This window comes from Halobacillus sp. A1 (genome assembly GCF_024189295.1).
Taxonomy (GTDB): domain Bacteria; phylum Bacillota; class Bacilli; order Bacillales; family Halobacillaceae; genus Halobacillus_A.
The window spans coordinates 50,392-73,193 of the sequence record NZ_JAIZEN010000011.1; the positions used below are offsets into that span (position 1 = coordinate 50,392).

36 protein-coding genes are annotated in these 22,802 nt (G+C 42.6%); 5 read left to right on the forward strand and 31 right to left on the reverse strand.

Annotated elements, in window-relative coordinates; genetic code table 11:
• Positions 1-40 precede the first annotated feature (40 nt).
• Positions 41-658, forward strand: coding sequence for a spore protease YyaC (yyaC, locus tag LF817_RS12600; RefSeq protein ID WP_253936173.1), 618 nt, complete (start codon positions 41-43; stop codon positions 656-658).
• A 33-nt stretch (positions 659-691) separates the two neighbouring features.
• On the opposite strand, the gene LF817_RS12605 is transcribed toward yyaC, so the two are convergent.
• From LF817_RS12605 to LF817_RS12655, 11 genes are all read right to left on the reverse strand, one after another.
• Positions 692-1,396 carry a DUF554 domain-containing protein gene (locus LF817_RS12605; protein WP_253936174.1) on the reverse strand — a complete coding sequence of 235 codons (705 nt, stop codon included), beginning with the start codon at positions 1,394-1,396 and terminating at the stop codon, positions 692-694.
• Positions 1,397-1,464: 68 nt separating this feature from the next.
• Positions 1,465-2,307 carry a ParB/RepB/Spo0J family partition protein gene (locus LF817_RS12610; RefSeq protein WP_253936175.1) on the reverse strand — a complete coding sequence of 281 codons (843 nt, stop codon included), beginning with the start codon at positions 2,305-2,307 and terminating at the stop codon, positions 1,465-1,467.
• The gene (locus LF817_RS12615) at positions 2,288-3,061 is read right to left on the reverse strand and encodes a ParA family protein (RefSeq protein ID WP_253936176.1); all 774 of its coding nucleotides are present in this window, start codon (positions 3,059-3,061) and stop codon (positions 2,288-2,290) included. The genes LF817_RS12610 and LF817_RS12615 overlap by 20 nt, the downstream gene beginning before the upstream one ends.
• Positions 3,062-3,141: 80 nt before the next feature.
• Positions 3,142-4,017, reverse strand: coding sequence for a nucleoid occlusion protein (gene noc, locus LF817_RS12620; RefSeq protein ID WP_253936177.1), 876 nt, complete (start codon positions 4,015-4,017; stop codon positions 3,142-3,144).
• Between the two features lie 527 nt (positions 4,018-4,544).
• On the reverse strand, positions 4,545-4,805 hold the full coding sequence (locus LF817_RS12625) for a hypothetical protein (protein ID WP_253936178.1): 261 nt from the start codon (positions 4,803-4,805) through the stop codon (positions 4,545-4,547).
• A gap of 56 nt (positions 4,806-4,861) precedes the next feature.
• Positions 4,862-5,344: a GyrI-like domain-containing protein gene (locus tag LF817_RS12630; protein WP_253936179.1), complete on the reverse strand. Its 483-nt coding sequence runs from the start codon at positions 5,342-5,344 to the stop codon at positions 4,862-4,864.
• Complete coding sequence (locus LF817_RS12635) at positions 5,344-5,694, reverse strand: VOC family protein (RefSeq protein ID WP_253936180.1); 351 nt, start codon at positions 5,692-5,694, stop codon at positions 5,344-5,346. Before LF817_RS12635 ends, LF817_RS12630 begins: the two co-directional genes overlap by 1 nt.
• A 14-nt stretch (positions 5,695-5,708) precedes the next feature.
• Positions 5,709-5,894, reverse strand: coding sequence for a hypothetical protein (locus tag LF817_RS12640; protein WP_253936181.1), 186 nt, complete (start codon positions 5,892-5,894; stop codon positions 5,709-5,711).
• A 32-nt stretch (positions 5,895-5,926) separates the two neighbouring features.
• Positions 5,927-6,364, reverse strand: coding sequence for a GNAT family N-acetyltransferase (locus tag LF817_RS12645; protein WP_253936182.1), 438 nt, complete (start codon positions 6,362-6,364; stop codon positions 5,927-5,929).
• Positions 6,365-6,458: 94 nt separating this feature from the next.
• Positions 6,459-7,697 (reverse strand): MFS transporter, encoded by a 1,239-nt coding sequence (locus tag LF817_RS12650; protein WP_253936183.1) that lies wholly within the window; start codon positions 7,695-7,697, stop codon positions 6,459-6,461.
• A complete protein-coding gene (locus tag LF817_RS12655; RefSeq protein ID WP_253936184.1) occupies positions 7,694-8,722 on the reverse strand; it encodes an ArsR/SmtB family transcription factor in 1,029 nt (342 codons plus the stop codon). Before LF817_RS12655 ends, LF817_RS12650 begins: the two co-directional genes overlap by 4 nt.
• Before the next feature lie 144 nt (positions 8,723-8,866).
• On the opposite strand from LF817_RS12655, the gene LF817_RS12660 reads away from it, so the two are divergent.
• Entirely contained in the window at positions 8,867-9,127 is a 261-nt protein-coding gene (locus LF817_RS12660) for a transcriptional regulator SplA domain-containing protein (RefSeq protein ID WP_253936185.1), read from the forward strand.
• The gene (gene splB / locus LF817_RS12665) at positions 9,121-10,149 is read left to right on the forward strand and encodes a spore photoproduct lyase (RefSeq protein WP_253936186.1); all 1,029 of its coding nucleotides are present in this window, start codon (positions 9,121-9,123) and stop codon (positions 10,147-10,149) included. The genes LF817_RS12660 and splB overlap by 7 nt, the downstream gene beginning before the upstream one ends.
• A gap of 45 nt (positions 10,150-10,194) precedes the next feature.
• On the opposite strand, the gene LF817_RS12670 is transcribed toward splB, so the two are convergent.
• From LF817_RS12670 to gvpQ, 17 genes are all read right to left on the reverse strand, one after another.
• Complete coding sequence (locus LF817_RS12670; protein WP_253936187.1) at positions 10,195-10,734, reverse strand: YtxH domain-containing protein; 540 nt, start codon at positions 10,732-10,734, stop codon at positions 10,195-10,197.
• A 43-nt stretch (positions 10,735-10,777) separates the two neighbouring features.
• Complete coding sequence (locus LF817_RS12675; protein WP_253936188.1) at positions 10,778-11,050, reverse strand: hypothetical protein; 273 nt, start codon at positions 11,048-11,050, stop codon at positions 10,778-10,780.
• Positions 11,047-11,496 carry a DUF948 domain-containing protein gene (locus tag LF817_RS12680; protein WP_253936189.1) on the reverse strand — a complete coding sequence of 150 codons (450 nt, stop codon included), beginning with the start codon at positions 11,494-11,496 and terminating at the stop codon, positions 11,047-11,049. Before LF817_RS12680 ends, LF817_RS12675 begins: the two co-directional genes overlap by 4 nt.
• Positions 11,497-11,525: 29 nt before the next feature.
• A complete protein-coding gene (locus LF817_RS12685; protein WP_253936190.1) occupies positions 11,526-11,972 on the reverse strand; it encodes a DUF948 domain-containing protein in 447 nt (148 codons plus the stop codon).
• Positions 11,973-12,043: 71 nt separating this feature from the next.
• Positions 12,044-12,934 carry a DMT family transporter gene (locus LF817_RS12690; protein ID WP_256558303.1) on the reverse strand — a complete coding sequence of 297 codons (891 nt, stop codon included), beginning with the start codon at positions 12,932-12,934 and terminating at the stop codon, positions 12,044-12,046.
• A 138-nt stretch (positions 12,935-13,072) separates the two neighbouring features.
• The gene (gene gvpU, locus LF817_RS12695) at positions 13,073-13,441 is read right to left on the reverse strand and encodes a gas vesicle accessory protein GvpU (protein WP_253936192.1); all 369 of its coding nucleotides are present in this window, start codon (positions 13,439-13,441) and stop codon (positions 13,073-13,075) included.
• 58 nt (positions 13,442-13,499) lie between these two features.
• Positions 13,500-14,492, reverse strand: a complete 993-nt coding sequence (locus LF817_RS12700; protein ID WP_253936193.1) for a hypothetical protein — start codon at positions 14,490-14,492, stop codon at positions 13,500-13,502.
• 20 nt (positions 14,493-14,512) lie between these two features.
• Positions 14,513-14,836 carry a gas vesicle protein gene (locus tag LF817_RS12705; RefSeq protein ID WP_253936194.1) on the reverse strand — a complete coding sequence of 108 codons (324 nt, stop codon included), beginning with the start codon at positions 14,834-14,836 and terminating at the stop codon, positions 14,513-14,515.
• A gap of 18 nt (positions 14,837-14,854) precedes the next feature.
• Entirely contained in the window at positions 14,855-15,154 is a 300-nt protein-coding gene (locus tag LF817_RS12710; RefSeq protein ID WP_253936195.1) for a gas vesicle protein K, read from the reverse strand.
• Positions 15,135-15,392: a gas vesicle protein gene (locus LF817_RS12715; protein WP_253936196.1), complete on the reverse strand. Its 258-nt coding sequence runs from the start codon at positions 15,390-15,392 to the stop codon at positions 15,135-15,137. The genes LF817_RS12710 and LF817_RS12715 overlap by 20 nt, the downstream gene beginning before the upstream one ends.
• A gap of 15 nt (positions 15,393-15,407) precedes the next feature.
• Positions 15,408-16,211: a GvpL/GvpF family gas vesicle protein gene (locus LF817_RS12720; RefSeq protein WP_253936197.1), complete on the reverse strand. Its 804-nt coding sequence runs from the start codon at positions 16,209-16,211 to the stop codon at positions 15,408-15,410.
• 18 nt (positions 16,212-16,229) lie between these two features.
• Positions 16,230-16,481: a gas vesicle protein GvpG gene (locus LF817_RS12725; protein ID WP_253936198.1), complete on the reverse strand. Its 252-nt coding sequence runs from the start codon at positions 16,479-16,481 to the stop codon at positions 16,230-16,232.
• Positions 16,478-17,269 (reverse strand): GvpL/GvpF family gas vesicle protein, encoded by a 792-nt coding sequence (locus tag LF817_RS12730; protein WP_371925051.1) that lies wholly within the window; start codon positions 17,267-17,269, stop codon positions 16,478-16,480. Before LF817_RS12730 ends, LF817_RS12725 begins: the two co-directional genes overlap by 4 nt.
• Entirely contained in the window at positions 17,254-18,165 is a 912-nt protein-coding gene (gene gvpN, locus LF817_RS12735; protein ID WP_253936200.1) for a gas vesicle protein GvpN, read from the reverse strand. The genes LF817_RS12730 and gvpN overlap by 16 nt, the downstream gene beginning before the upstream one ends.
• 17 nt (positions 18,166-18,182) lie before the next feature.
• A complete protein-coding gene (gene gvpO / locus LF817_RS12740) occupies positions 18,183-18,446 on the reverse strand; it encodes a gas vesicle protein GvpO (protein ID WP_253936201.1) in 264 nt (87 codons plus the stop codon).
• Between the two features lie 70 nt (positions 18,447-18,516).
• Entirely contained in the window at positions 18,517-18,810 is a 294-nt protein-coding gene (gene gvpA, locus LF817_RS12745) for a gas vesicle structural protein GvpA (RefSeq protein ID WP_253936202.1), read from the reverse strand.
• A 21-nt stretch (positions 18,811-18,831) separates the two neighbouring features.
• Entirely contained in the window at positions 18,832-19,428 is a 597-nt protein-coding gene (gene gvpQ, locus LF817_RS12750) for a gas vesicle protein GvpQ (protein ID WP_253936203.1), read from the reverse strand.
• A 324-nt stretch (positions 19,429-19,752) separates the two neighbouring features.
• Between gvpQ and LF817_RS12755 the strand changes: the two genes are divergently transcribed.
• Positions 19,753-20,622: an SDR family oxidoreductase gene (locus LF817_RS12755; protein WP_253936204.1), complete on the forward strand. Its 870-nt coding sequence runs from the start codon at positions 19,753-19,755 to the stop codon at positions 20,620-20,622.
• A 160-nt stretch (positions 20,623-20,782) separates the two neighbouring features.
• Here LF817_RS12755 and LF817_RS12760 read toward each other — a convergent pair whose 3' ends face one another.
• Together LF817_RS12760 and LF817_RS12765 are read right to left on the reverse strand one after the other, a co-directional pair.
• Positions 20,783-20,986, reverse strand: coding sequence for a hypothetical protein (locus tag LF817_RS12760; RefSeq protein ID WP_253936205.1), 204 nt, complete (start codon positions 20,984-20,986; stop codon positions 20,783-20,785).
• A gap of 223 nt (positions 20,987-21,209) precedes the next feature.
• Complete coding sequence (locus LF817_RS12765; protein WP_253936206.1) at positions 21,210-21,416, reverse strand: hypothetical protein; 207 nt, start codon at positions 21,414-21,416, stop codon at positions 21,210-21,212.
• A 77-nt stretch (positions 21,417-21,493) separates the two neighbouring features.
• On the opposite strand from LF817_RS12765, the gene nei reads away from it, so the two are divergent.
• Positions 21,494-22,321, forward strand: coding sequence for an endonuclease VIII (gene nei, locus LF817_RS12770; RefSeq protein ID WP_253936207.1), 828 nt, complete (start codon positions 21,494-21,496; stop codon positions 22,319-22,321).
• On the opposite strand, the gene LF817_RS12775 is transcribed toward nei, so the two are convergent.
• Complete coding sequence (locus LF817_RS12775; protein ID WP_253936208.1) at positions 22,303-22,800, reverse strand: metallophosphoesterase family protein; 498 nt, start codon at positions 22,798-22,800, stop codon at positions 22,303-22,305. The genes nei and LF817_RS12775 overlap by 19 nt on opposite strands.
• Positions 22,801-22,802 lie beyond the last annotated feature (2 nt).

Below are 22,802 nucleotides of genomic sequence, written 5' to 3' on the forward strand. Positions count from 1 at the left end.
TCTTATATACTGTTACTAATATGTGTGTGGAGGAGAAGCTATGAATAGGAAGGACATGTTTTCAAAAGATGAACAGCGGTTTCATACAGATGATCCCCTCATGAGCGAACAATTGAGCGAATGTCTCAACCAATGGCTCCCTAACCAAAAAGATGTCATTGTCATTTGTATAGGTACTGATCGTTCAACAGGGGATGCGCTAGGTCCATTAGTCGGTTCGATGCTTCGTGACCAGCCCTTAAAAACCATCCACGTGTACGGAACATTAGAAGAGCCTGTCCACGCTTTGAATTTACACGATACCATTAAAGCGATTAACCGACTGCATTCAAAGCCTCTGGTGTTAGCTATTGATGCTTGCCTTGGAAAAAAATCGTCGATAGGATCAGTCGTTCTCGGCCAGGGATCTTTAAGTCCCGGGGCAGCTTTGAAAAAGGACCTCCCGGATGTTGGAGATTATCATATTAGCGGAATGGTGAACGTCGGCGGATTTATGGAATATGTCGTCCTGCAGAATACGAGACTCCATATCGTCATGAGCATGGCTGCCAAAATCGCTGCCGCCCTGCGCCTCACAGAAACGAAAAGGTTGAACGAGCGCGAAGCCCATGAGCCCTATAGAGATTTCTTAGCCGCCACGAAAAAACAGCAACGATGACATCGCTGCTGTTTCTTGTTTCCGTGGACCTTTTTAAAACCATTGAGCAGCATAAACGACCACCCCTACCATCAGTAATGCCGGGAGCAGGTTAGCGACACGGATTCTCGTAATCTTCAACAGGTTGAGCCCGAGCGCTACAATTAACAGACCGCCTGTAGCCGTCATTTCTACAATGAAAAAATCAAGCATGTCCTGAGGAACCCAGCGGTTAATTTGAGTCGCCAGTAAAGCGATCGAACCTTCATACAGCACAACAGGAATAACAGAAAACAACACGCCGATGCCTAAGGTTGACGTGAGGACCAGCGCCACAAACCCATCGATGACGGCTTTTGTAATCAGGATTTCATGATCGTTCCTCAATCCGCCGTCCAGTGCTCCAATGACAGACATTGCGCCTATGACAAACATGAGAGATGCTGTGATGAAGCCTTGCGCAATGGTAGAATTTCGTTCCGGTTTAACAAACTTCCCTTCAATCCAGCGTCCTATGTATTCCAGTCTTTCTTCTAAATGCAGAAGCTCCCCAAGGATAGCGCCGCTTAAAATACTGAGCAGCACAATGACGATATTATCCGTTTCTAAAGCCATTTGAATCCCTATCAGCAGTACGGCGAGGCCTACGCCGCTCATGACGGTTTCCTTGAACCTCTCAGGAATTCTCGTAAAAATGAGTCCAAGCAACGTACCGAGCACGATACAGATGCCATTTACTATTGTACCTAATAAAACCATGACGACCTCTCCTATTCCATCCACTCAAGTAAAAAGACCCGGTCAGCACCTGCCAGGTCTCTTAGGTCTTATTTATGATCCATCCAGCCTAAAATCCGTTCAAGGTCTTCGTCATCGAAAAATTCAATCTCGATTTTCCCTTTTTTCTTTCCTTTATGAATGGTTACGTCTGTTCCGAGCCGTTCTTTAAGCGTCGCTTCCCTCTCTTTGAGGAAAATGTCTTTTTCCACGGACGGTTTTTTTCTCTTCGGTTTCCGTTCATTATAATCCAATATCAGCTTTTCCACTTGTCTTACATTTAATTGATCCTTTTCGATTCTTTGCAGGACCGCAGGAAGCTGGTCTTTATCCTTCAAACCTAATATTGCCCGTCCATGACCCATCGATAACGTTCCTTCATTGATCTTCCTCATCACTTCTGGTGAAAGGTTGAGGAGTCTCACTAAGTTCGCAATATGGGATCTGCTTTTTCCGAGACGTTGAGAAAGCTCTTCCTGAGTGATTCCGAGTTCCTTGATGAGGTTCTGGTAAGCTTGAGCTTCTTCTATAGGCGTGAGGTTTTCACGCTGCAGGTTTTCCAGCAAAGCGACCTCCATCATTTCATTATCCGACATCTGCCGGACAATGACCGGGATGTACTCCAATCCTGCCTGGGATGCCGCACGGAATCGTCGTTCTCCTGCTACGATTTCATAGCCTTTGATGCTTTTACGAACAATCAACGGCTGCAGGACCCCATGCTCTTTGATCGACTGGGCCAGCTCTTCGATTGCGGACGCCGTAAAATGTTTTCGAGGTTGATAAGGATTGGGCCTGCATTCCTGCACCTTCACTTCTGCAAGCTCTTCGGCATCTCTTGCATGAGAGTCGGTAAAAATTGAATCCAGCCCTTTACCTAACCCTTTCGCCATTTGTCACCACTTCCTTCGCTAGATCTAAATAAACTTCTGCACCTCGTGACTTCGCATCATATAAAATAATCGGCTTCCCATGACTAGGTGCTTCGCTTAAACGGACGTTACGAGGAATGATAGATTGATAGACCCTTTCCTGAAAATACTTTTTCACCTCTTCGATGACTTGCATCCCTAAGTTCGTCCGGGCGTCCAGCATCGTCAGTAACACCCCTTCAATCATCAGTTCCTTATTCAAATGCTTCTGCACAATCCGAATCGTATTCAACAATTGACTCAAACCTTCTAAAGCATAGTACTCACATTGAACAGGGATCAAAACGGAATCTGAGGCCGTCAATGAGTTGATGGTCAATAACCCAAGAGAAGGCGGGCAGTCGATGATCACATAATCATAGCTGTCCTTCACTTCATCAATTGCCTTCTTAAGCCGGACTTCCCTTGAAATTGTAGGAACAAGCTCTATTTCGGCTCCGGCCAATTGGATGGTTGCCGGGATGGCATCTAAGTTTTCTACCAATGTGGACGTGCGCACATCCTCAGCACTTACACTATCGATTAATACATCATAAATGCATTGGTTGATGGAACCTTTCTCTACACCTACTCCACTCGTCGCATTACCTTGCGGGTCAATGTCCACGAGCAGTACTTTATGATTCAAGTAAGCTAGGCATGCACTTAAATTCACAGCGGTTGTGGTTTTCCCTACACCCCCTTTTTGGTTGGCAATGGAAATCACTTTACCCATGCTGTCACCTGCCTTTTAACATACGATATTTTTAAAAACACCCATCTCATGTCGTCTTAAGATGGGTGAACGAGTTGAAGCTATTGTTTTTTCTTCGGTATTCTGATCGTGAATTGATAATAATCTTCATGATCTTCTTCATTCGTTTCTAAATCGACACCCGTATCGGTCACCATATCAAGAGATTGACGAATCGTATTCATGGCAATTCTCATGTCTTTGTTTACGCCTTTTAATGTCGCCTTTTTCTTCTTAGGTGTCGAATCGTTCATTTTGTTGATCCGTTCTTCCGTCTGTTTCACATTGAGCTGTTTCTCAATGATTTCGTGAAGCAGCTTCTCCTGGCGCTCTGCATCTCGAAGAGCGATCAGGGCTCTTGCGTGGCGTTCGGTAATTTCTTTGTTCATCACGGCCTGCTGGACCGATTGAGGAAGTTTGAGCAACCGTAATTTATTAGCCACGGTCGATTGACTCTTGCCTAAACGCTGAGCCAAAGCCTCCTGCGTCAATTCGTGAATCTCAAGCAATCTAGCATAAGCTGTCGCTTCTTCAATCACCGTCAATTCTTCACGCTGAAGGTTTTCGATTAATGCGACAGATGCAGTCTGGGCATCGTCCATATCGCGGATAATCGCAGAAATATACTCCCATCCGAGCGTCTGGACGGCACGCCATCTGCGTTCCCCTGCGATTATTTCAAATTGCTCTTCATTTAATCTACGTAAGACAATCGGTTGAATCATCCCATGTGTGTGTAGCGTCTGGGCAAGTTCACTGATTTTTTCATCGTTAAATATAGATCTTGGCTGATATCGGTTCGGCTGAATGCTATCAACAGGAACCTGGATAACCTCATCGGACGTATATTCTTCTTCGATCTCCTTTTCAGGATGATCATTATTTTCAGGATCCGGCTTGTCCCCCAGACCGAACAAACGGCTAAAAGGATGTAACACGATCACACACCACCTTTTTACGATCAATCAAGCACACGAATTATTTTGTTCCACGTGAAACATAATCTTTATATCCAATAGAAAAAAACGCCGCAGGCTATCATGCTGCTGCGCGTACGTATGCCTTTTAACTCTAAATCTATTTTATCATATTTTGCCTATCAAAAGTATTAAGTGAACCGAATATTTGAAAGATCGCTCCTTCAACAGCTGATTTATGCAGGAAATTCATAGCTCATTATGCATGTATAAAATATTAAGACATATTTCGACATTACATCTAAACTCCCTGACCTGAAAGGATGGTTTCATTATTTCCACTTAGAGAAATGGGGTCTTGGAAATGACTTGCTTTCCGCGGGGAAGACGGCAAGCCTCCTCGAGCTATCGCGGTCTAGCTAGTCTATCCTTTCCTGCAGGAGTCTCACCATTTCCAAGATCAGGGGGGATGAAACCATCTTCAGCTCTCCATCCTTCCCTCCGTGCATCATATTCTTAAACAAATCGGAGACAAATTTCTTTCTAATCTATAAAGAATCTACATATTCTTTGGCTTCTAATAAGGAATAACCGAATTCCTGGCGGGCGCGTTTTACGGCCTGGACATCTTTTCCTTCACGGACTAACCTTCGAAGCTCTTCGTTTATAGGGGGTTCTGGGAGATCTACTTGCTCGCTTAACTGTCTCACCGTTTGGTCCAGCCGCTTCACTTTTTTCTCTAACTCCTGTGTTTTTGCAATAAAGAATATAGCGATCAAAGCTATTAGGCTGATAGCTACTATATTCATACGTTTCCTCCTCCACTCATTTCAGATGATCCAATGGCTTTTTATAGCAAATTGGTCTAATGCTTGTGTTCAGTCTCAGTCGTATCCAGCAGCTCGACTTCCACATAATCCGCGCTGCCCCACTTCGTATACTTCTCTACGTGCCATTTATTTAATAAGCGGGGATAGCCATGCTTTTCCATCCACTGCTGTAAAAATTCGTAGGCGGGGACGATTTGTTCGTTGTTACCTGCGATAGGTAAAGATGCATAGGTCTGATCAGGAATTGTAAGGGAAACCATTCCTTCAGGGATTTTATCCAACGTGTGAACAGGAAACCCTACCCAATACCCCTCTTCCTCCGCGGTCTCTTCATCAACTACAAAAGCCCCGAATTGCTCAAGAGGGGAAACCAAATGTGCAATTTCATTTTTCCGACGGTCTAGTTCAGCAGAGGCCTTCGGTATTTCGTGTATGTAACGGGAGCCTTCGCATTGGACTCTGAACCCGACGAATGTCATTTCGGCTAATTGCTTAATTACAGGTTTTTTATATTTCATCAGCACTCACACACCATAAGTAGATTGCCGTCTGGGTCTTTAAAGGTAAACCAATGATCATGTTCAATCTTAGAAACGATATCGACATCTTTTTGCCGCATATACTCATAAGCTGCCTTAATATCAGTCGTATCAAAGTGAAAAGCAGGAATTTTATAAATGGCTTCTTTTGAATAAATTTTGCTGTCTAACACAATTCCTGTTCCTTGCATCGGTAAAATATAAAGATGGCCCGCTGTAATTTCTTCATCATTTGGAACGCCAAGCAAATCACAATACCAATCCCGAGCCTGCTCAATGTTTTTAACCGGGATGAATGTCGTGCCGATCTGATTCAAAATGGGGTGCATCGTGTCATCTCCCTTTACTTTTCATCCGATCGCCCCTGCTCCAGGACCTTCACTCGTTCGCTCAGGCGATTCACTTCTTCCGAGAGGTCCTTCCCTCGTTCTTTCCGGTCAGACACTCGCTGTTTAATAATGAAAAAGCCGGAGAGGAGAAGGATGATCCAAAAGAGGACGTAGATTACTATTATGATTACAAAGTCCAAGAAATCCTCCTCTCCTTAAAAAATGGAAGTTTTTATAGCTTTTTACTCATGACCGTACGGTTATCGGAAAAGCCCAGCTTCTCATATAATTCTTTCGCATAATTGCCTGCGTAGACGACGAGCCTCACAGAATTCATGCCTTGAAGCTTCAGCTCGGTCATCGCATTCTCCATGAGCGACTTTGCGATTCCCTGTCCCCGGTACTCATGCATGACGAACAAATCATAAATAAAACCGATATCTTCTCCGGTGAAACTGTCTTTTTGCTGGCCATACAGGACCCAGCCGATAATGGTCTCCCCATCTTTTGCGATCTGGATTTGGCCATCTTCATCGAGCACGTCCTGCATCATTTTCGAAGCCTGGTCTTTCCCTATCTGATAGAACCCGCGGGAGCCTTCCTGTAAGGATTCCCCAATATGAGGAAGAACTCCTTTAATTTCTTGCAAAGTTGCGTGTGTTATATTCATAGACGATTTTCTCCTTGTAAAAGTTTCTCTGCTGTTATCTACTCCCCATTGTAGACATTTCTCCGCTTTTTTTAAAAGGAATATCAACCAATCCTCACATTTTCCTCACAAAAATACGGGACAAGGACGGGTGTAAATAAAAGAGGGAGGCTGCTGTCGCAACGATCCCGCCGAGCAGGATCGTATAAGTCGTGCTGAACTCCTCGGCAATTAATCCAGCAAGCAGAGCAGCGGCAGGCATAGACACCCAGCTGATCAAACGGCTCGTCGCCTGGACTCTTCCTAATAACCTTTGAGGTGTCAGCTTCTGCCGGACCGTTACGATACAAGGACTTTGAACGGAAGCGGCAAACGTTCCCGCTGCATTCATAATCACCAATCCTGAAAAAGAGGAAGTCATGCTGAATCCGATAATTGATAATCCACCGAACGACGAAGCCGTGAATAATATCCGCTGGTAGCTCCACCTTTTTCGTAAAGCCGCGGTGATCAGTGCGCCGATTATGGCAGCTCCCCCTCCGACAGAAAGCAGGACGCCAATTTCTGATGCCGTCAGTTCGACCGTCCCCTTTAAATGAAAAACCAACATCGTCAGAAAAAGAGTCGTCCCAAATATCGACACCATCATAGCCAAATTCGTATATAGAATTGGTTTTATCTGATAGACATAAACGAACCCCTCTTTCACATCCTGCCATAATCTCTGTTTGCTTTCTCTAATGTTTGTATGTATTAATGGTAACGTTTTCACTGCCATCCACGCCAGGAAAAAACTTAAACTGTTGATCAATAATGCGTAACCAGGATGATACAAGCTTACGATCAGCCCGCCAGCCGCCGGTCCTAGCATAACGGCGGTCTGGAAAAGTCCGGTATTTACAGAATTTGCTCTTTCTAAATCGATTTCCCGGACTAAGGACGGAATCGAAGCGAACTGCGACGTATTATACAGCTGTGTGAAAAACCCCATCACTAATGCCGCCCCGTACAATTGCCAGAGCATCAATTGATCGATGATAAACAGTCCTCCGATCAGTCCGGCGGTAATTCCTCGCCCAGCATCACAATAGAGAAGAATTCGTTTACGGTCCAATCGGTCTACGGCTGCTCCAAGGAAAGGCTGCAAAAGAATAGGAAGCCGCTCTAAAAAAGCGATAACCCCCATGGCCAGGGGAGATCCGGTTAATGCGAAAACGATGAGAGGTAAAGCAAGTAAATAAATCTGGTCTCCGAAAAAGGAAATCACATTTCCTCCAATAAAGCGGAAAGCAGGGTAATTCTTTTTCCATTCCGGTGGGCGCTGAACATCCTGTGGCCGGGCGTTTGTTATCATTTCCGGCCTAAGAACTGTTCCAGTTCTGCCCCCATCATGTCGATCGTCTGCTTTTTCAGTCGATACGTTGAGTGCCTCGACTCTACAATCCTCGCTGCCTTCAGCATTTTCAAGTGGTGATGGATCGTCGATTTCCCCATTTCCAGAAGACCGGTAAGCTCTTGAAGCGTCCTCTCCTGCTCAAATAAGTATTTGATGATCTTCAACCTTACTTCATCACCCAGTGCCTTGTATTTCTGTACGACAAATTGATCCGGGGTATAAGGGTCATTTGAATGTAAGCTGTCGTTTGAGACGGGATAATAAAATACTTTCGTTCCTTCTAAGTCAGCTTCTACGTTCCACGGTCTGTACGTCATGTGAGGGATTAATAGAACTCGATAGACACTAGGTTCCGCCGGATACTGGATACCGCCTGTCGCCCATTCGATAAAAGCTTCCGGCTCCATTTCTGCGAGCATCTTTTCTTTTGCACGATGATCCCGTTCTAAAACAGCGGTCTGTTCCTCAGGCTGAATGACCGCTTTATACCATTCATTCATGACAGTCTGAAGATGGGTTTTAAGCTTTAACGGGTCAATACTTGAGATATAGCTGATATATTCAGCAAAAAATGGATGATCCTCGACTTCTTTTTTCAAATAGTGGATGGACTGGTCCTGTCCTTTAGAAGCCTCCGCACGCTTCTCTTGAAGAGATTCTCCTAAGTAAGGAAGACAGATGAATTTAAGCTGTTCCTCTGGTAAATGGTCAATAAAATCTGTAAATTGCTGAAGGGTTTGGAAGGATTCCTGATGTAAGAGCTGAAGAAGGGATTTCCACGTATTATTTTTTTCTACCGTGCCGAGCTCCTGCATTAATGCCGGGCTGAAGCTGGCTGTTGGCCAGTCCTTTTTCTCAAGTGTGTCAAGCAGGGGCTTATTCGTTATGGCGGCGATGCCAAGCGCACATTCGAATAATATGGAATGCTTGATCGTGACGTGATACGTTTCTCGTCTTTTAAAATTTGACTGAATAACGTTCATAGAACCACTCCTCCACATGTATTTCTTTATATTCTATAATATTAGAATATGTAATTCAATATTATTAGAACAAATTAAACCATACATATTTTTTGCGACTAGTGGAACAATGAGAGCACTAATCAAAAGAAGAGGCGGGAGCATATGGAAGCTAATTATTCAGGCTATCAAGCCGGGGATATCGTATACGTCATCTACCGAAATCCCCACACTTACAACGTTGCGAACATACAAGAAGCGGCAGTCGTTCACCATCCCGAACACGAAGGACAACTCGCTTTATTTTTATACGAAACTTATTTCCCACTGGATTCCGATATTGCTGTGTACACTTCGCAAGCAGAAGCTGAAATGGCTTATGAGCAAAGTTTCGGTTCCACTCATGAGGAGGGACTGGAGTGGTAAAACCCTTCGTACCGCAACTCGTATATATTGAACCACGCGCACTTGAATATCCTCTAGGAAAAGAATTAAAAAACAAGTTCGAAAAAATGAATATTGAAATACGGGAAACGACGTCCCATAACCAAGTAAGAAATTTACCAGGAGACAATGACTTTCAAAAATATCGTGTGGCGAAATCGACATTAGTCGTAGGTATTCGAAAAACGCTGAAATTCGATACTTCCAAGCCTTCTGCCGAATATGCGATTCCTTTTGCTACTGGATGTATGGGGCACTGCCATTACTGTTACTTGCAGACGACGATGGGGAGCAAACCGTATATCCGCACGTACGTTAATGTCGATGAAATCTTTGATTCGGCTGAACAGTACATGAAGGAGAGAGCACCAGAGGAAACCCGTTTTGAAGCTTCTTGTACATCTGATATTGTGGGTGTCGATCATTTAACTCATACGCTGAAACATGCGATTGAATACTTCGGCAAATCTGATCACGGACGCCTTCGTTTCGTTACCAAATTCGCACATGTCGATCATTTACTGGATGCTGAACATAAGGGAAGGACAAGGTTCCGCTTCAGTTTAAATGCGGATTATGTTATTAAATACCTGGAGCCAGGCACTTCTCGTCTTGATGAAAGAATCGAAGCAGCCGCTAAAGTAGCAGAAGCCGGGTACCCGCTTGGCTTCATCATCGCTCCGATTTATCTGTACGAAGATTGGAAGGAAGGATATAGAATCCTGTTTGAAAAGCTGGAAGATAAACTGCCTGCGTACGCGACGAAAGACTTGACGTTCGAACTCATTCAGCATCGATTTACACAGCCGGCCAAGCGTACCATCCAAAAAAACTACCCTATGACAAAGCTTGAAATGGATGAAGAGAAACGTCAGTACAAGTGGGGACGTTACGGGATCGGGAAATATGTGTACAAAAAAGATGAGCAGCAGGATATGAAAGATACTCTCGGCGGGTACATTGAAAAGCATTTTCCTGAAGCGACATTAGAATATTTCACATAAAAAGCAGCCAGAAGGGATCCTCTGGCTGCTTTATGCTTGTATTATTTAGTTTACCGGGCCTTTAGCTACGGTAGGATCATTGATGTCATCATCGTCATCTTTACTTGTTGTGGACGGGCTAGTAGTGGCTGCTGCTTCATCCTCTGCAGAATCCGTCAGCTCATCTTTCGCTTCTTTAACCTTATCGCCAACCTCCTTCAATTCTTCTCCTGCGTCTTTAGCCGTAGAGACGATATCTTGAGATTCGTCTTTGACCTCTTGTGCTTTTTCTGCAATATCTTTTCCTTGAGTATCCAAAATTTCCTGAATCTTATTAAGAGCTTCTTTCGTAATGGAAGCTGTTTTTTGAATACGATCCACAAGGTCATTTTTTGCACCTGACGGATCAGCTTTCACGTCTGAAACATATTGACTTACAGAGTTTTTAGTAGTAGCTGAAGTTTCTTTTAAACGAGTACGAGCATTATCATTTCTCGCCAGGACAAGGATTCCTCCGACTAGAGCTCCTACTGTAATGGCAAGAGAAAGCTTTCCTTTTTGTGATTCCGTTTGTTGACTTCGTTGGTTCAGTTGTTCGTTTGGCATGATGGTTCCCCTTTCGATTCTTTTAGTAAAGAATCATTAGATTTTAATTTCGTGTGACTGCATCTTTCCTGGCTTCTGATTTCAACGCCTGTTTTTTCACTTGGATCTTTTCATACCTTTGTCTTCCCGTTTCATTCAAATGATCCATCTTCTGCTGGTACTTATTCTTCACATACTCTTTAGAGGTTTTACGTATGGAAGGATCGTCCGGTGCTGCTTTAGAACGAAGCAGGGCACCTCCTATAAACCCCAAAAATAGAGCGGCTCCCGTACTGAGAGGCTGGGACTGTTTACGTTCTTTCACCGTTTCACTCATGATGTTTTGCCCGCAGCAGCCGCTTCTTTAAGGGCTTTACGTTTTTGCGTGAGGTAGTATCCTAAAGCAACTGCGCCGTATAGACCACTAACATCTCTTTCTTTCACTTTCGTTTCGCCTGTTGACGTGTTCTGTTTCATTGATTTCGTTACATCAACGAGAGAAGACGTCAGCTTACGTGAAGACTCTCCGATATCTCCTACCATGTAAAATAGAGGACTGAGCGCTTTGATCTTTTCATTCACATCGGCTAAAGTGTCGTTACTCGTATGAAGAACATCTGTGGTTTGCGACATGACCCCGTCCAGCTGATCTGGAAGCTTCTCAACTGTACGATCCACACCTTTTAATACATTAGCCAAATTGTTAAGCGTCTTTATAAGAAAAATTGAAACAATGGCAAATACGATGCCAATGATTAATACACCAATTCCTAAATAATCCATAGTTTTAACCTCTTTTCATTTTAGATTGATTACTTCGTATCGTGGTTGGGTGCGCGACCCTCGAAAGTCTGTTTTCTTAATTTGTATTTCGTATACATATTGATTGCCGTATCTCCCCACTTCATGAACTTCGCCAAGTCATCGGAATGCTTTTCTGAAGTCCTGGAGACACTGGCCGACAATTGGTTCATAGACTCACTCATGTTGCCTACTGACGCTCCAACGTTATTTAAAGAATTAAAGAGACTATTTAATGATTCACTCTTATGCTGAACATCGTCCGCTAAAGAGTTCGATTTTTGTAATAATAATTCCGATTCTTTTGTAATTCCGTCCATCTTGCTTTCTACACTTTCTAATGTGCCAGCTACATTTTTCATTGTGCTGGAAGCCGCCACTAATACTTTCACTACAAATATAGCTATGAGTGCAAAAGAAACGGCGATAATTAATAAACTAATCGATGTTAAGGACATTCCCATCATTCCTCCTTGTTATGTAAAAGATACCCTAATACAGTACGGCCAAACGTCAAATTTAAAATGAATTATTCTGGTATAACTTTTTCTTTTCTTACGATAGATTTACCCCCCTGAGTCGTTAATAAAACGCCTGATATCACAATAATTGTACCAAAGATATGCATCCAGGTGATACGCTCTCCAAGCCACAATGCTGCCCCTGCCATAGTTACTACAGGGAGAAAGTTGAGGAAAATTGAGGCTTTCGATGCGCCGAGCAGGCCTACAGCCCTATTATATAAGATCAGAGCGATAAATGAAGGAAAAATACCTAAATACAATAATCCAATGAAATGACCGGGCTTATCGATGGAAGGAACACCTGTCATCCACCATTCCACTACCACGGCAGGAAAAAGCAGGACTAACCCTATCCCGGTGATGACGAGTACAACGGCATACGGAGGGAATTTGAACATATGAAGCTTCACGAACAGTGAATATACTGCCCACGATAGAATAGCACTGATCATTATAAAATCACCGATGTTCCATTCTAAAGCAGCGAGCTGAAGAAGTTTGCCTTCTATGATGACCCATACGGCTCCAAAAAGTGACAGGACGACTCCGATCCATTGCACCTTCATGACTTTTTCTTTTAAGATAAGTACGCTTAAGATTACTGTGACAGCGGGGATAGCAGACTCGAGAATGGCGACGTTCGCAGAGGTCGTAAACTGCAGAGCCCCGTAGATTGATGTATTGAATAAAGTGATGCCTGATAAGGCCAATACGAAGACCGGCATTTTGTTAGCTAAGAATACCGTTTTGTTTCTCCAAACACTTCGATAGCCGATCGGAAAGAGAACAATGAACGCCACAGCTAGACGAACAAAGGTGATCGTCATTGGCGGCAGGTCGTTCAGCGCCTTTCCGACCAGGATGTTTCCCGCATACATAAAGACGACACAAATCATAAGCAGATAAGGATAAATAGAGCCACCCCCTTCTTAATAGGAGATTCATAAGTAATCAACTCCTTATAACCTACCACTTTTCAAGGGTAAAGAACACAAAAAAAGAAGCGGGTTGTCCCGCCACTTTAGAACTGCGTCTTATCCTTCTGCAGATATCTTTCCTAAGAAGAAGCCATCCACTTTGTCCAGGCTGCCTCGCCAATAGAATTTCCCATCCGATGGAGTAGGCTGCTCGTCTCCATTGTAGACTTGAGCGTTCTTCAAATGAATATAGGACACATCTCCGTTAGAAGCGTCTTTAGCCGACTTGCTGGCTTCTGAAAGGTTTTCGCCGAGGGCCTTAGACACCTCATTTCCGTCTCCAAACTTTTGGGATAGAGAATCCAAATACTCTTCTGCTGATATTGTCGTGCCTGTAACCAGTGCTCCATTGACATTCAAAGTGATATCCAACGAAAAATCATGGTTATTTGCTGCTTTAATAAAAGAAATCAATAAATCATCCATAGTCGATCCTCCCTATTCTTTAATTTACAAAATTATATTTTTCTAGAGTGCCGGCTTATTATTTTGAAGTATCATCATCATTAACAATTGTCGTTTTACCTTTAGATGAACCTTTTTCCTCGGATTGATCAGACTGAGATGAACCGGCAGAAGGCTCATTGTCTTCTTGTTCCGACTCACTTCCCTGATTGTCCATTGGGACAATATCGGCATTATTTTTTTTAGGTTTAGAACCAGATTTTTTCTTCGTTGTTGTCGACTTAGAAGCTGATGCTTTTGAAGCTTTCTTTTCTTCTTTTGGCTGCTCTGCTTTTTTCTGTGGTTGTTGTTCTTCTTCTTGCTCTTCCTCTTTTTCTTCATCTTCGCTGTCATCAGCAGCTTCTTCTTGTTCCTTAGGATCTTTTAGTTCTACATCTTCTTCTGCTACTGCTGATTCAGCTTCAGCGGTTGCCGCCGCTTCCTGCTGTGCTTCATCATCTTCTTCTTCGGACTCATCATCGTACTCTTCTTCTTCGTCTTGATTCTTATTTCTTCTCAGCTTGCCGGCTGCGTTTTTTACTTTTGTTCTTTTGCTTTTCGGTTTTTCTTCCTGCTCTTCTTCCTCATCGTCGTACTCTTCTTCTTCTTCGTCTTGATTCTTATTTCTTTTCAGTTTGCCGGCTGCATTTTTTAATCTGGCTCTTTTGCTTTTTGGCTTTTCTTCTTGTTCTTCTTCTTCCTCGTAGTCGTATTCTTCTTCATCCTGGTTTTTATTTCTTTTCAGCTTGCCAGCAGCATTTGAAGTCGTTTCCTTCGTTTTGCTGGCAGCACTTCTTGTTTTATCTTTTACACTTGCCACACCAGCACTCGCTTTACTGCCAATCGCTTTCCCTCTTTCTTTTAAGCTGGAGCCTTCTGTTTCCTGAGTGGTGTCTGAATCTGAATTCAACGTCGTTTTCTTTTCGTTACTTGAATCTGAATCTTTGGAACGGATCATCATCCCTGCAGCCGTCCCTAAAAGTCCTCCAATTATTGCACGGTTCAGTGTACTTCTTTTGTTTTCATCTCCCATAGTCAACACTCCTTTTTATTTTATACGAATCTATTGTTATTAGATGGATTCATATTTTTTTCTAATTGTTCGATACGCTTTTGCAATTCTTTGTTTTCTTTCTCTAACTGCTCGGTATTTTGTTCCGCTGCTTTGGAGTTTAGGTAAGGATCTGTTTCCCACCAGTCCATGCCGATTTCTTTAGCTTTATCAACGGAAGCCACAATCAGCCGGATTTTTATCGTCAATAACTCTACATCGGCAATTCCTACTCGGATATCTCCGGCGATGACAACACCTTTATCCAGTACAGTTTCCAAAACGTCTACGATACTATTTCCACGCGTAGAATGTTCAATGGTCATGGTCGTCATTCCCCTTTCTTATAGTAGATTCCCAAGAGGTCCTAAATCTATATTGAGATCTTCGTCTTTCAAGTCGAAAATATCCTTAAGCTCGTCCATTTTCACTTCCAGGTTCATGAGTGCCACTCCAAGATTCTCGATTTCTTCTTCTGTAAGAGTCCCTCCGTCTACCCGGCGGATCGCATGGCGTTCTACCAGCTGGCGCAGCAGCTCAATAACTGTCAAAACGAGCTGGGCCAATCCTTGTTCAGCGCCTTCAGGATCAAGATTGATCCTTCCGCTTTGCGGGGGCTGGTGTTTAAGATTGCTCTGTGACATGGGTCAAATCCTCCTTTTCTTGATCGAAACGTTTGGATGTCAGGCTGTCCGAATCCATATTCGACTGAACGAGCGTTTCAACGGCCGAGATGAGCACACGCAAATCAAGATAGACTAAATCGATTCCGGCAATCGAGATAATCAGATCCCCTTTAATGGCGACCCCTTTATCAAGAACCGTATCGAGAATATCGATCAATCCTATTTCTTTGTTTTGATAGGTTTCTCTATGGGACATCGCTGACGCCTCGCTTTATGATAAATTTGCAAAATGGTAAGCCGGCCAAGGTCCTGTCGCTTCAAATATCCAGCCGGATTGCCCGTGAGCTTTTTCTGCCTCTGTCACCAACTCAAGGAAATTCTCCACCTTATCTAAAGGGACAAGGTAGGCACTGTTCCAGCACATTTCTTCATCTTTCCCCGTCACATCACGGTTCCAATTCTTCTTCACCGTGCTGTTGACGCTGAATTCATCAAGCTTGTCATGGAACTCAGAAGAGAATTCTTCTTGTTCCTTTTCGACTTCCTGATCGATATATTGATCGATTTTCCTGGATTCTAAATACTGCCGCCCTTTTGACATTTGAGCGATTTCTTCTTTTTTCTTCTTTATATTTAAATTGTGCTCGCTGACTTGTTCAGAAAGTTTGTCGCGGTCACAATATATTTTCAAATTCCACTCTTCTTTTCCATCTAATTGTTTGAGTAAGTCCACCATCTGCTGCTGGTGGGAATCAATCATGGTGCGAAGATTCTGCTCCGTTTTATAAATCGTGCAAAACTTCATGGGAATGATCGTCGCCTGCTCATGGATTTTCATAAGCATTTCATGGTGATGAAAGGCTTTATCTTTCACCCACTCCATTTGATTCGTTTTCTCTTCCAGTACCTCTTCACCAAATTCTTCTTCATCAACATGGCAGAATACTGCTGATAATTCCCCGTATTCCAAAAGGTCCAGACGATGCTCACCGTCTATTCCTTTTAACTCGGAGAAAGGATTCGTTTGATTTTCCCGTGTCTGAATCATTCCGTATAAATAAAATAATTGACTCATCGTAAGACTCCCCTATTTTTACCGCTTGGTTAATTCTTCCCACTGCTCCATCTCCAGCTTCTTAGCTGTTTCATATCTGGCCAGCAGTTCTTCTTCTTGCTTCTTGTAAACTTCTTCTGAGACTTCATCCAATTCATACATCATTTGTAAATGAATGAGCTTCTTTTGAATCGTTTCGAGATCATAAAATTCTTTATCCACTTCTTCCTTTACGTGCTCGCCAATATTTATAATCATGTCGATGGGAAAAGTGAATAATTTATGAATCATGTGCTCTCCTCCACTTTCAATTTAATATTAATGAAATTGTATGCCGGCCAAGGCCCGGTATATTTGAAGTCGACTTTTTCTTTCCATTTCTCGTGCAGTTCGTTCACTTTCACGTCAAATTGCTCTTCTTTACTGCGATCGATAAGATAAGATCCATTGAGAAGCATTTTTTCACCGATTGGATCATTCGCTTTGGCCGAATCTGAATACTTCACTAAAGGCGCGTGTATATCTTGTTCGATCTCCTGCTGCAGCGACTTGAAAAACTTCTGGGCCATTTCCCCGAGTTTCATACGGTCGAAATATCCGGCATCCTCAGATTTCTTCGATACTTCGCTTTTCTTCTGCATAACTTTGGAATCCTTTGAAATCTGGCTCTCCAGCCAATCCTTCTTCCCGACGACCTTTAACCCGACTTCGATTTTATTCTTAATCTGCGGGAACAGTTTAGATAATTGGGGATATAAGTTCTTCAATAAAACCTCAATATCTTCTGTTGAATGAAATACGTTTCCGAAGCTGATAGGAACTACCGTATCCTCTCTATCCATAACGTTTGAGATGACCTGCTGATGAAGCATGAGGTTCTCTTTATTCGGGTGATAAATTTTCATAGGAACTTCTGCAGCGACCATAGCTGCATCCTCATAATGAACCGTAAACGTTTCACGATCTTCTCCTTCAAAATGGATAGTGCCGAATTCCTTTTTCTCCTGTGTCTGGATACTGCAAAAAATGTATATTCCTGTTTCTTGTTCCACTTTGTTTCCCCCTATACTTCTCTGCATTCCGCTAAAATTTTATCTCTTAAATCATCGATCGACTCGGAATCATCAGAACATGACCGTAATGGAAATAACGTGATATCCATACATAAATCCTGAAATTCTTCGTCATTGCCGTCGACCTTGATGTCGTACTTCTCCACAACCTGAGCAATCATAAGGGATGAGCGTAAACTCAGACTTGCTATGTCGTTATCACATAGCTCCCTGACACGATTGACGAATTGAACAATTGCTCTTGCTTTATATTTACTGATTTTCGTTTTTTGTATAACGATAGCGATTTCCGCTTCTTCGTCCATATACTCCACCGGAAGAGTCACCATACGATCCAGTAACGCATCCTGAGATTGATAGACACCCGCATATTCTGCCGGGTTGCTTGTAAACATGATAGAGAAATCGGGATGAACATCGATATAAGAGGCTGTTCGCTTCGTTCCATATAAAGGAAGAATTTTTTCCTCAAGAATGGAAAGAAACAGGTTATTCGTTTCTGGCTGCGAACGAGTAAACTCATCATAAACCACCGTATAACCTTCTTTTACAGCTTCATACAAACGACCTTGCACCCACTCCTCGGAGATATTTTCTTCGATTTTATGGACGGTGCGCACGAAGTTATCGTTTAGTTTCTTTCTCCTATAACCTGTATATGCCCCGATCAGATCTTCGTTCGATAACTCTTTGTTTCCATTGATCAGCAATACGGGCCGCTGTCGCTGTTTGGCAATGTGGAGGGCAAGTGTGGTTTTTCCTATTCCTGAGGGACCGGTGAAATGGACAGGATATCCGGTCTTTAAATATCGTAAGGACCGCTGAATCAAACTTTTAAAATAGGGATCGTTGTAAACATCCTGCTGGATCTGGTTATTAGTACTGTCCTTTAAAGTCGTCATTCTCTGCCCTCCCTACTTTATTCGGCTTGCTCTTCAAGATCACTTCTGAACCTGAGACTGATACGGTGGAATTCTGTTACTTCTTTATCATTATCGACGGTCACTTCATACAAGCCGACCATTTCATCATGCGCGTATCTGCGCATATATTCTCGTTCTTCGATTACTTCTACAAGAACTCTCCAGCCTTCATTCTCTTCCTTTTTTTTCACAGAAATGATCTTATGTGGCGGAGCGATATGTTCTTTAAAAAACTGCGTAACGTTATCCATAATCTTCATGACTTTTTCCTCACCTTCCTAACGGCATATTGAAGAGGGCTGGACTTTTTCTCCAGCCCTCCCTTAACTACTAGATGTTAAATTGGGCACGTTCGTTTTCCTGGGAATTGGATGGAGAGGATTCCTGCTCTCCTAGACGTCCGCCCAGACCTTCTTCTTCCACTTCGTCACGAAGCAGCCCCACTGCTTCCGCGTAACGAAGCCATGTGTCTACACTTGCTACTACGACTCTCGCTTCTACGGTAATAAGTTCAATTCCTACAACGTTAATTCGAACAAACGCATCTATTACAATCCCTTTATCCAGAATACGGTCAATTACTTCAGCCAAGCTTGAACTGTCTGTCGATTTTTGAATAGCCATAATGATTCTCCTCTCATATTTTTAAAAATAGGTTTTAATATTTTCAATCCCTTTGACATCTTTGGGACCCTTCATATCACTGTAACTTCTGATGTCCGCTGTCCCTTTGACATCTTTAGGACCTTTCACATGATTGTAACTCTTAATATTCGACACACCCTTTATATCCTGTGCGCCTCTAAGCGTATTATGGCTTGTACGCATGGTTGAGGGTTTGTTTTCGTCTATCTTTTCCTGCAGCTCTTTTCCTGACTCTTTAAAAGAAGCGAGGTTTTTTCTAAGCTCCAGCATGCCATCCTGCATTTTTTCCTGAGCCTCTTCAGCTTTTGCATGGACTTTTTCAGCATTTTCTTCTTTCTTCTCTTGCAGGTTCTCAGTTAATTGATTAGCTTCCGATTGCAATTGTTTCTTAAACTGCTCACGAATCTGATCGCCCATTTCATCTTTTACTTCTTCTTCCGCATGTTCTTTTGCTTCAACGGGATCGTCTGCTTTCTTCACTACACGAGAAACTCGGGGCCATTGATTCTTTACGGCTCTGGCTGTCTTCTTAACACCACCTTCGATTTTCTCTAACATACCTTCGGATTGAGAGTTTTCCTTTTCTTCTTCGCTCATTCCATCACCCTTTAAAAAATACCTTTTTTTAGAAGCTATTTTTATTCTTCCTTCCCATGTGAGAGATCTTGAAACCTATATTAGAAAGGTTTCTTTTTAAAATGGTAATATTTTCTCTTATTATTACAGAAGCCGAGTTTTCATTAGTTCTAAAGCACCTTATAAACAAAGGGAATATTCATGAGTCCTATAATTATTATTACAAATATTTCTTTTATATTTTTTCTAGTATAATAATTTTCTTTTACGTGAAAGTGTTTGAAATTTTTACTAGGGTGGAATAAATCATTTTATCAGCAGCACAGAATGTAAGGAGGAATTAAAATGAGTCGAATGGATCGACAAACACAAGGACAGCCCGGTCAGGAACAGGAAAGACAGCCTGGTTTTGAAGATAAAATGGATCCGCTGCCGCTTCAGGCAGATGAGGATTACCGCAGTGGAAACAAGTTAAAAGGAAAAGTAGCACTTATTACAGGCGGCGATAGTGGCATCGGCCGCTCCGTTGCCATTGGATATGCAAAAGAAGGAGCAGACGTTGCGATATCCTATCTTGATGAGCATGAAGATGCCGAATATACGAAAGAGAAAATCGAAGCAGAAGGACGACGAGCGATTTTGATTCCTGGAGATGTCGGGGAAGAATCTGTTTGTCGTGATGCTGTAGAAAAAACCGTGAATGAGCTAGGGAAATTGGATATTCTCGTTAATAATGCAGCTGAACAGCACCCTACGGATGACATTATGAACATCTCTACGGAGCAGCTGGAAAGCACGTTTAAAACGAATATCTACTCTATGTTCCACTTAACGAAAGCCGCTCTTCCACATTTGAAAAAAGGAAGTGCCATCATCAATACAGCTTCCGTTAACCCGTATACGGGAAATGAACAGCTTGTCGATTACACGGCAACGAAAGGGGCAGTCGTCGCTTTCACAAGATCGATGGCGAAGCAGCTTGTCGATAAAGGGATCCGCGTCAATGGAGTAGCACCCGGTCCGATATGGACACCGTTGATTCCGTCCACTTTCTCTGAAGATAAAGTGGAACAGTTCGGTTCCGATACGCCGATGAACCGTCCGGGTCAGCCTGTGGAACACGTAGGCAGCTATGTTCTGTTAGCTTCTGACGATTCCACGTATATTACTGGCCAATTCATTCACATTAATGGCGGAATGATTATGAACAGCTAGTTTGAATAAAAAAAGAACCCGATATATTGATTAAAGGGTTCATACCTGAAAAATATGGCGCTCCCGCTTAATTGCGAGAGCGCCTTTCTTTTTATTAGGATTGGGTGAGTGAATCAGGGCTGCGGGAAACTAAACACACCGTCTCTATTCCTAAAATAACTTAGGATCCAAATAGTGAAAGATATCCTAAAGGTAATAGTGTTGCGATAAGAAATCCTGTTACAGTAGAAATAGCAATCAAAAATCTATGTTTTCGTTTTGTAATCTCATCTCTTTTTAAGGCTGTATTAAAAACCTTGATGAGTGAACGAACCGTGGTGTATATGATTAATGCCGAAAAGATACTGAACAAGAAAATTTCCATTACCTCTCCCCCTTTCCGATAAACATTTAAAAGAAATTTATTAACAGCTTCATTTAAACGATCTTCTAAGAAAAAGGTTTCAATCCTATATATAGATTTTCTGAATACAAACTCCTGATTCCCTGTTCTAGGAAATAAATCTCCTGGTCATTCATTAAAAGTCTCAATCAAAAAACAATCCGCCGAATTCATATGGCAGATCGCTGATTTTTCGCCCCAGTAACTATTCCACGTCACCTTCCATTCGATGTTGCAGGAAACGATATAAAAGGAAATAAGTTAAACCGATCGTCTCGATTATAATTAACAACCACAATAACGGGGTAATGGAATTCCCTGCCCCGAAAGTGAAGGCGATATAATCCTTCCATATGAGAATGGCTAATATATGAGTCAGCCACGATACGATTAAAAAAGCGTATGTAAACAAATGAATCCCTCCAAGGATTTAACTTCTTATATACAGGGTACCTGGAAAAGTACTACTTGAGAAGGAGTTCAGCAATTATGCCAGAAGGTCCAGAGATTAAACGAGCCGCCGATCAAGTCGAAAAAGCCCTAGCGGGAAGACCTGTGAACGACCTTTACTTCGCTTTCGATCACTTAAAAGACTATGAAAGTATATTAAAAGGCACATCCATAGAAAAAGTAAAAACTAAAGGGAAAGCGATGCTCATCCATTTTACGAACGGCTACACCATTTATTCGCACAACCAGCTGTACGGAAAATGGTACATTCGAAACGCCTATAACTATCCTAAGACGAATCGGCAGCTGAGATTAGCTCTTCATAATGAAAAAAAGTCGGCCTTATTATACAGTGCTTCTGATATCGAAGTGCTTCGCGATGAAGAAGTCCCTTTCCATTCGTTCATCGCAAAAGCGGGACCTGATTTATTAAGTGAACCTGTGACTGCCGAGGATCTGATTTCCCGCTTCCAAAGTGACAAATTCCGCAGAAGAAAGTGGACAGCCTTGCTGCTCGATCAAACGTTAATCGCAGGGATCGGGAATTATCTGCGCAGTGAAATTTTATTTTCCGCTGGAATTCATCCTGATCTGCGTCCGATCGATTGTACAAAGGAACAACTCGCCAAAGCCGCACATGCTTGTATCGATCTTATGTGGAGATCTTATGAAAATAACGGCATTACGAATGATCTTACATTAGCTGAACGCTTAAAAGCTGAAGGAGCCAAGCGATATCAATACAGACATTGGGTGTTCAACCGGGAAGGACTGCCCTGCCGATTATGTGGAACGGAAATCGTGAAGTTCAAAGCAGGATCGCGTCGCTGCTATTACTGTCCAAACTGTCAGTCTAATGAATCGTAAAATATATGCTGAGCTGTGATTCCTTGATTCAACGTGATTTTCCCAAAAGAATAATGAGGGAGTCTGCGTTTATCAGCAGCTGAACCAGGATTGAACAGCATTGTTTTTTTCGAAAATTTTAGAAGAGGAAGGTGGGAATGCCCAAAGATGATCAGATCCACCTCATCCTCTTCAAATTCAGCTACTGCACGTTTTTCCGTCGTTTTCTTTTCTCCATGTCCATGAACGACACCTATTTTATATCCTTCTACATTCAGCAATTGTCTCCTCGGGACTAGCCGCTTCATCTCTTCCCCATCTACATTCCCATACACACCGTAAAGATTACCAAATTTCTGGAATTCCTCATATATATCAGGAGTCTGCCAATCCCCCGCATGGATGACTAAGTCCGCCTTTTTCATTTCTTCCTGCAAAAGAAAAGGGAGCTTTTTTCCTTTTTTCGGCATATGGGTATCCGACACGACGATGATGTTCATTT

Coding starts and splice junctions, on each gene's coding strand:
- LF817_RS12690 (WP_256558303.1), bottom strand. CDS start 12,934: ATGATTTGTGTCGTCTTTATGTATGCGGGAAACATCCTGGTCGGAAAG.
- LF817_RS12680 (WP_253936189.1), bottom strand. CDS start 11,496: ATGGATTATTTAGGAATTGGTGTATTAATCATTGGCATCGTATTTGCC.
- gvpQ (WP_253936203.1), bottom strand. CDS start 19,428: ATGAGCGAAGAAGAAAAGGAAAACTCTCAATCCGAAGGTATGTTAGAG.
- LF817_RS12705 (WP_253936194.1), bottom strand. CDS start 14,836: ATGACCATTGAACATTCTACGCGTGGAAATAGTATCGTAGACGTTTTG.
- LF817_RS12635 (WP_253936180.1), bottom strand. CDS start 5,694: ATGCACCCCATTTTGAATCAGATCGGCACGACATTCATCCCGGTTAAA.
- LF817_RS12675 (WP_253936188.1), bottom strand. CDS start 11,050: ATGAGTGAAACGGTGAAAGAACGTAAACAGTCCCAGCCTCTCAGTACG.
- gvpO (WP_253936201.1), bottom strand. CDS start 18,446: ATGAAGATTATGGATAACGTTACGCAGTTTTTTAAAGAACATATCGCT.
- LF817_RS12720 (WP_253936197.1), bottom strand. CDS start 16,211: ATGAGTCAATTATTTTATTTATACGGAATGATTCAGACACGGGAAAAT.
- LF817_RS12610 (WP_253936175.1), bottom strand. CDS start 2,307: ATGGCGAAAGGGTTAGGTAAAGGGCTGGATTCAATTTTTACCGACTCT.
- LF817_RS12760 (WP_253936205.1), bottom strand. CDS start 20,986: ATGGAAATTTTCTTGTTCAGTATCTTTTCGGCATTAATCATATACACC.
- LF817_RS12605 (WP_253936174.1), bottom strand. CDS start 1,396: ATGGTTTTATTAGGTACAATAGTAAATGGCATCTGTATCGTGCTCGGT.
- yyaC (WP_253936173.1), top strand. CDS start 41: ATGAATAGGAAGGACATGTTTTCAAAAGATGAACAGCGGTTTCATACA.
- LF817_RS12725 (WP_253936198.1), bottom strand. CDS start 16,481: ATGATTCATAAATTATTCACTTTTCCCATCGACATGATTATAAATATT.
- LF817_RS12645 (WP_253936182.1), bottom strand. CDS start 6,364: ATGAATATAACACACGCAACTTTGCAAGAAATTAAAGGAGTTCTTCCT.
- LF817_RS12775 (WP_253936208.1), bottom strand. CDS start 22,800: ATGAACATCATCGTCGTGTCGGATACCCATATGCCGAAAAAAGGAAAA.
- gvpA (WP_253936202.1), bottom strand. CDS start 18,810: ATGGCTATTCAAAAATCGACAGACAGTTCAAGCTTGGCTGAAGTAATT.
- LF817_RS12630 (WP_253936179.1), bottom strand. CDS start 5,344: ATGAAATATAAAAAACCTGTAATTAAGCAATTAGCCGAAATGACATTC.
- LF817_RS12615 (WP_253936176.1), bottom strand. CDS start 3,061: ATGGGTAAAGTGATTTCCATTGCCAACCAAAAAGGGGGTGTAGGGAAA.
- LF817_RS12685 (WP_253936190.1), bottom strand. CDS start 11,972: ATGTCCTTAACATCGATTAGTTTATTAATTATCGCCGTTTCTTTTGCA.
- LF817_RS12755 (WP_253936204.1), top strand. CDS start 19,753: ATGAGTCGAATGGATCGACAAACACAAGGACAGCCCGGTCAGGAACAG.
- LF817_RS12700 (WP_253936193.1), bottom strand. CDS start 14,492: ATGGGAGATGAAAACAAAAGAAGTACACTGAACCGTGCAATAATTGGA.
- gvpN (WP_253936200.1), bottom strand. CDS start 18,165: ATGACGACTTTAAAGGACAGTACTAATAACCAGATCCAGCAGGATGTT.
- LF817_RS12710 (WP_253936195.1), bottom strand. CDS start 15,154: ATGTCACAGAGCAATCTTAAACACCAGCCCCCGCAAAGCGGAAGGATC.
- LF817_RS12625 (WP_253936178.1), bottom strand. CDS start 4,805: ATGAATATAGTAGCTATCAGCCTAATAGCTTTGATCGCTATATTCTTT.
- LF817_RS12730 (WP_371925051.1), bottom strand. CDS start 17,269: ATGCAGAGAAGTATAGGGGGAAACAAAGTGGAACAAGAAACAGGAATA.
- LF817_RS12715 (WP_253936196.1), bottom strand. CDS start 15,392: ATGTCCCATAGAGAAACCTATCAAAACAAAGAAATAGGATTGATCGAT.
- LF817_RS12655 (WP_253936184.1), bottom strand. CDS start 8,722: ATGAACGTTATTCAGTCAAATTTTAAAAGACGAGAAACGTATCACGTC.
- gvpU (WP_253936192.1), bottom strand. CDS start 13,441: ATGGATGATTTATTGATTTCTTTTATTAAAGCAGCAAATAACCATGAT.
- LF817_RS12650 (WP_253936183.1), bottom strand. CDS start 7,697: ATGATAACAAACGCCCGGCCACAGGATGTTCAGCGCCCACCGGAATGG.
- nei (WP_253936207.1), top strand. CDS start 21,494: ATGCCAGAAGGTCCAGAGATTAAACGAGCCGCCGATCAAGTCGAAAAA.
- LF817_RS12670 (WP_253936187.1), bottom strand. CDS start 10,734: ATGCCAAACGAACAACTGAACCAACGAAGTCAACAAACGGAATCACAA.
- LF817_RS12660 (WP_253936185.1), top strand. CDS start 8,867: ATGGAAGCTAATTATTCAGGCTATCAAGCCGGGGATATCGTATACGTC.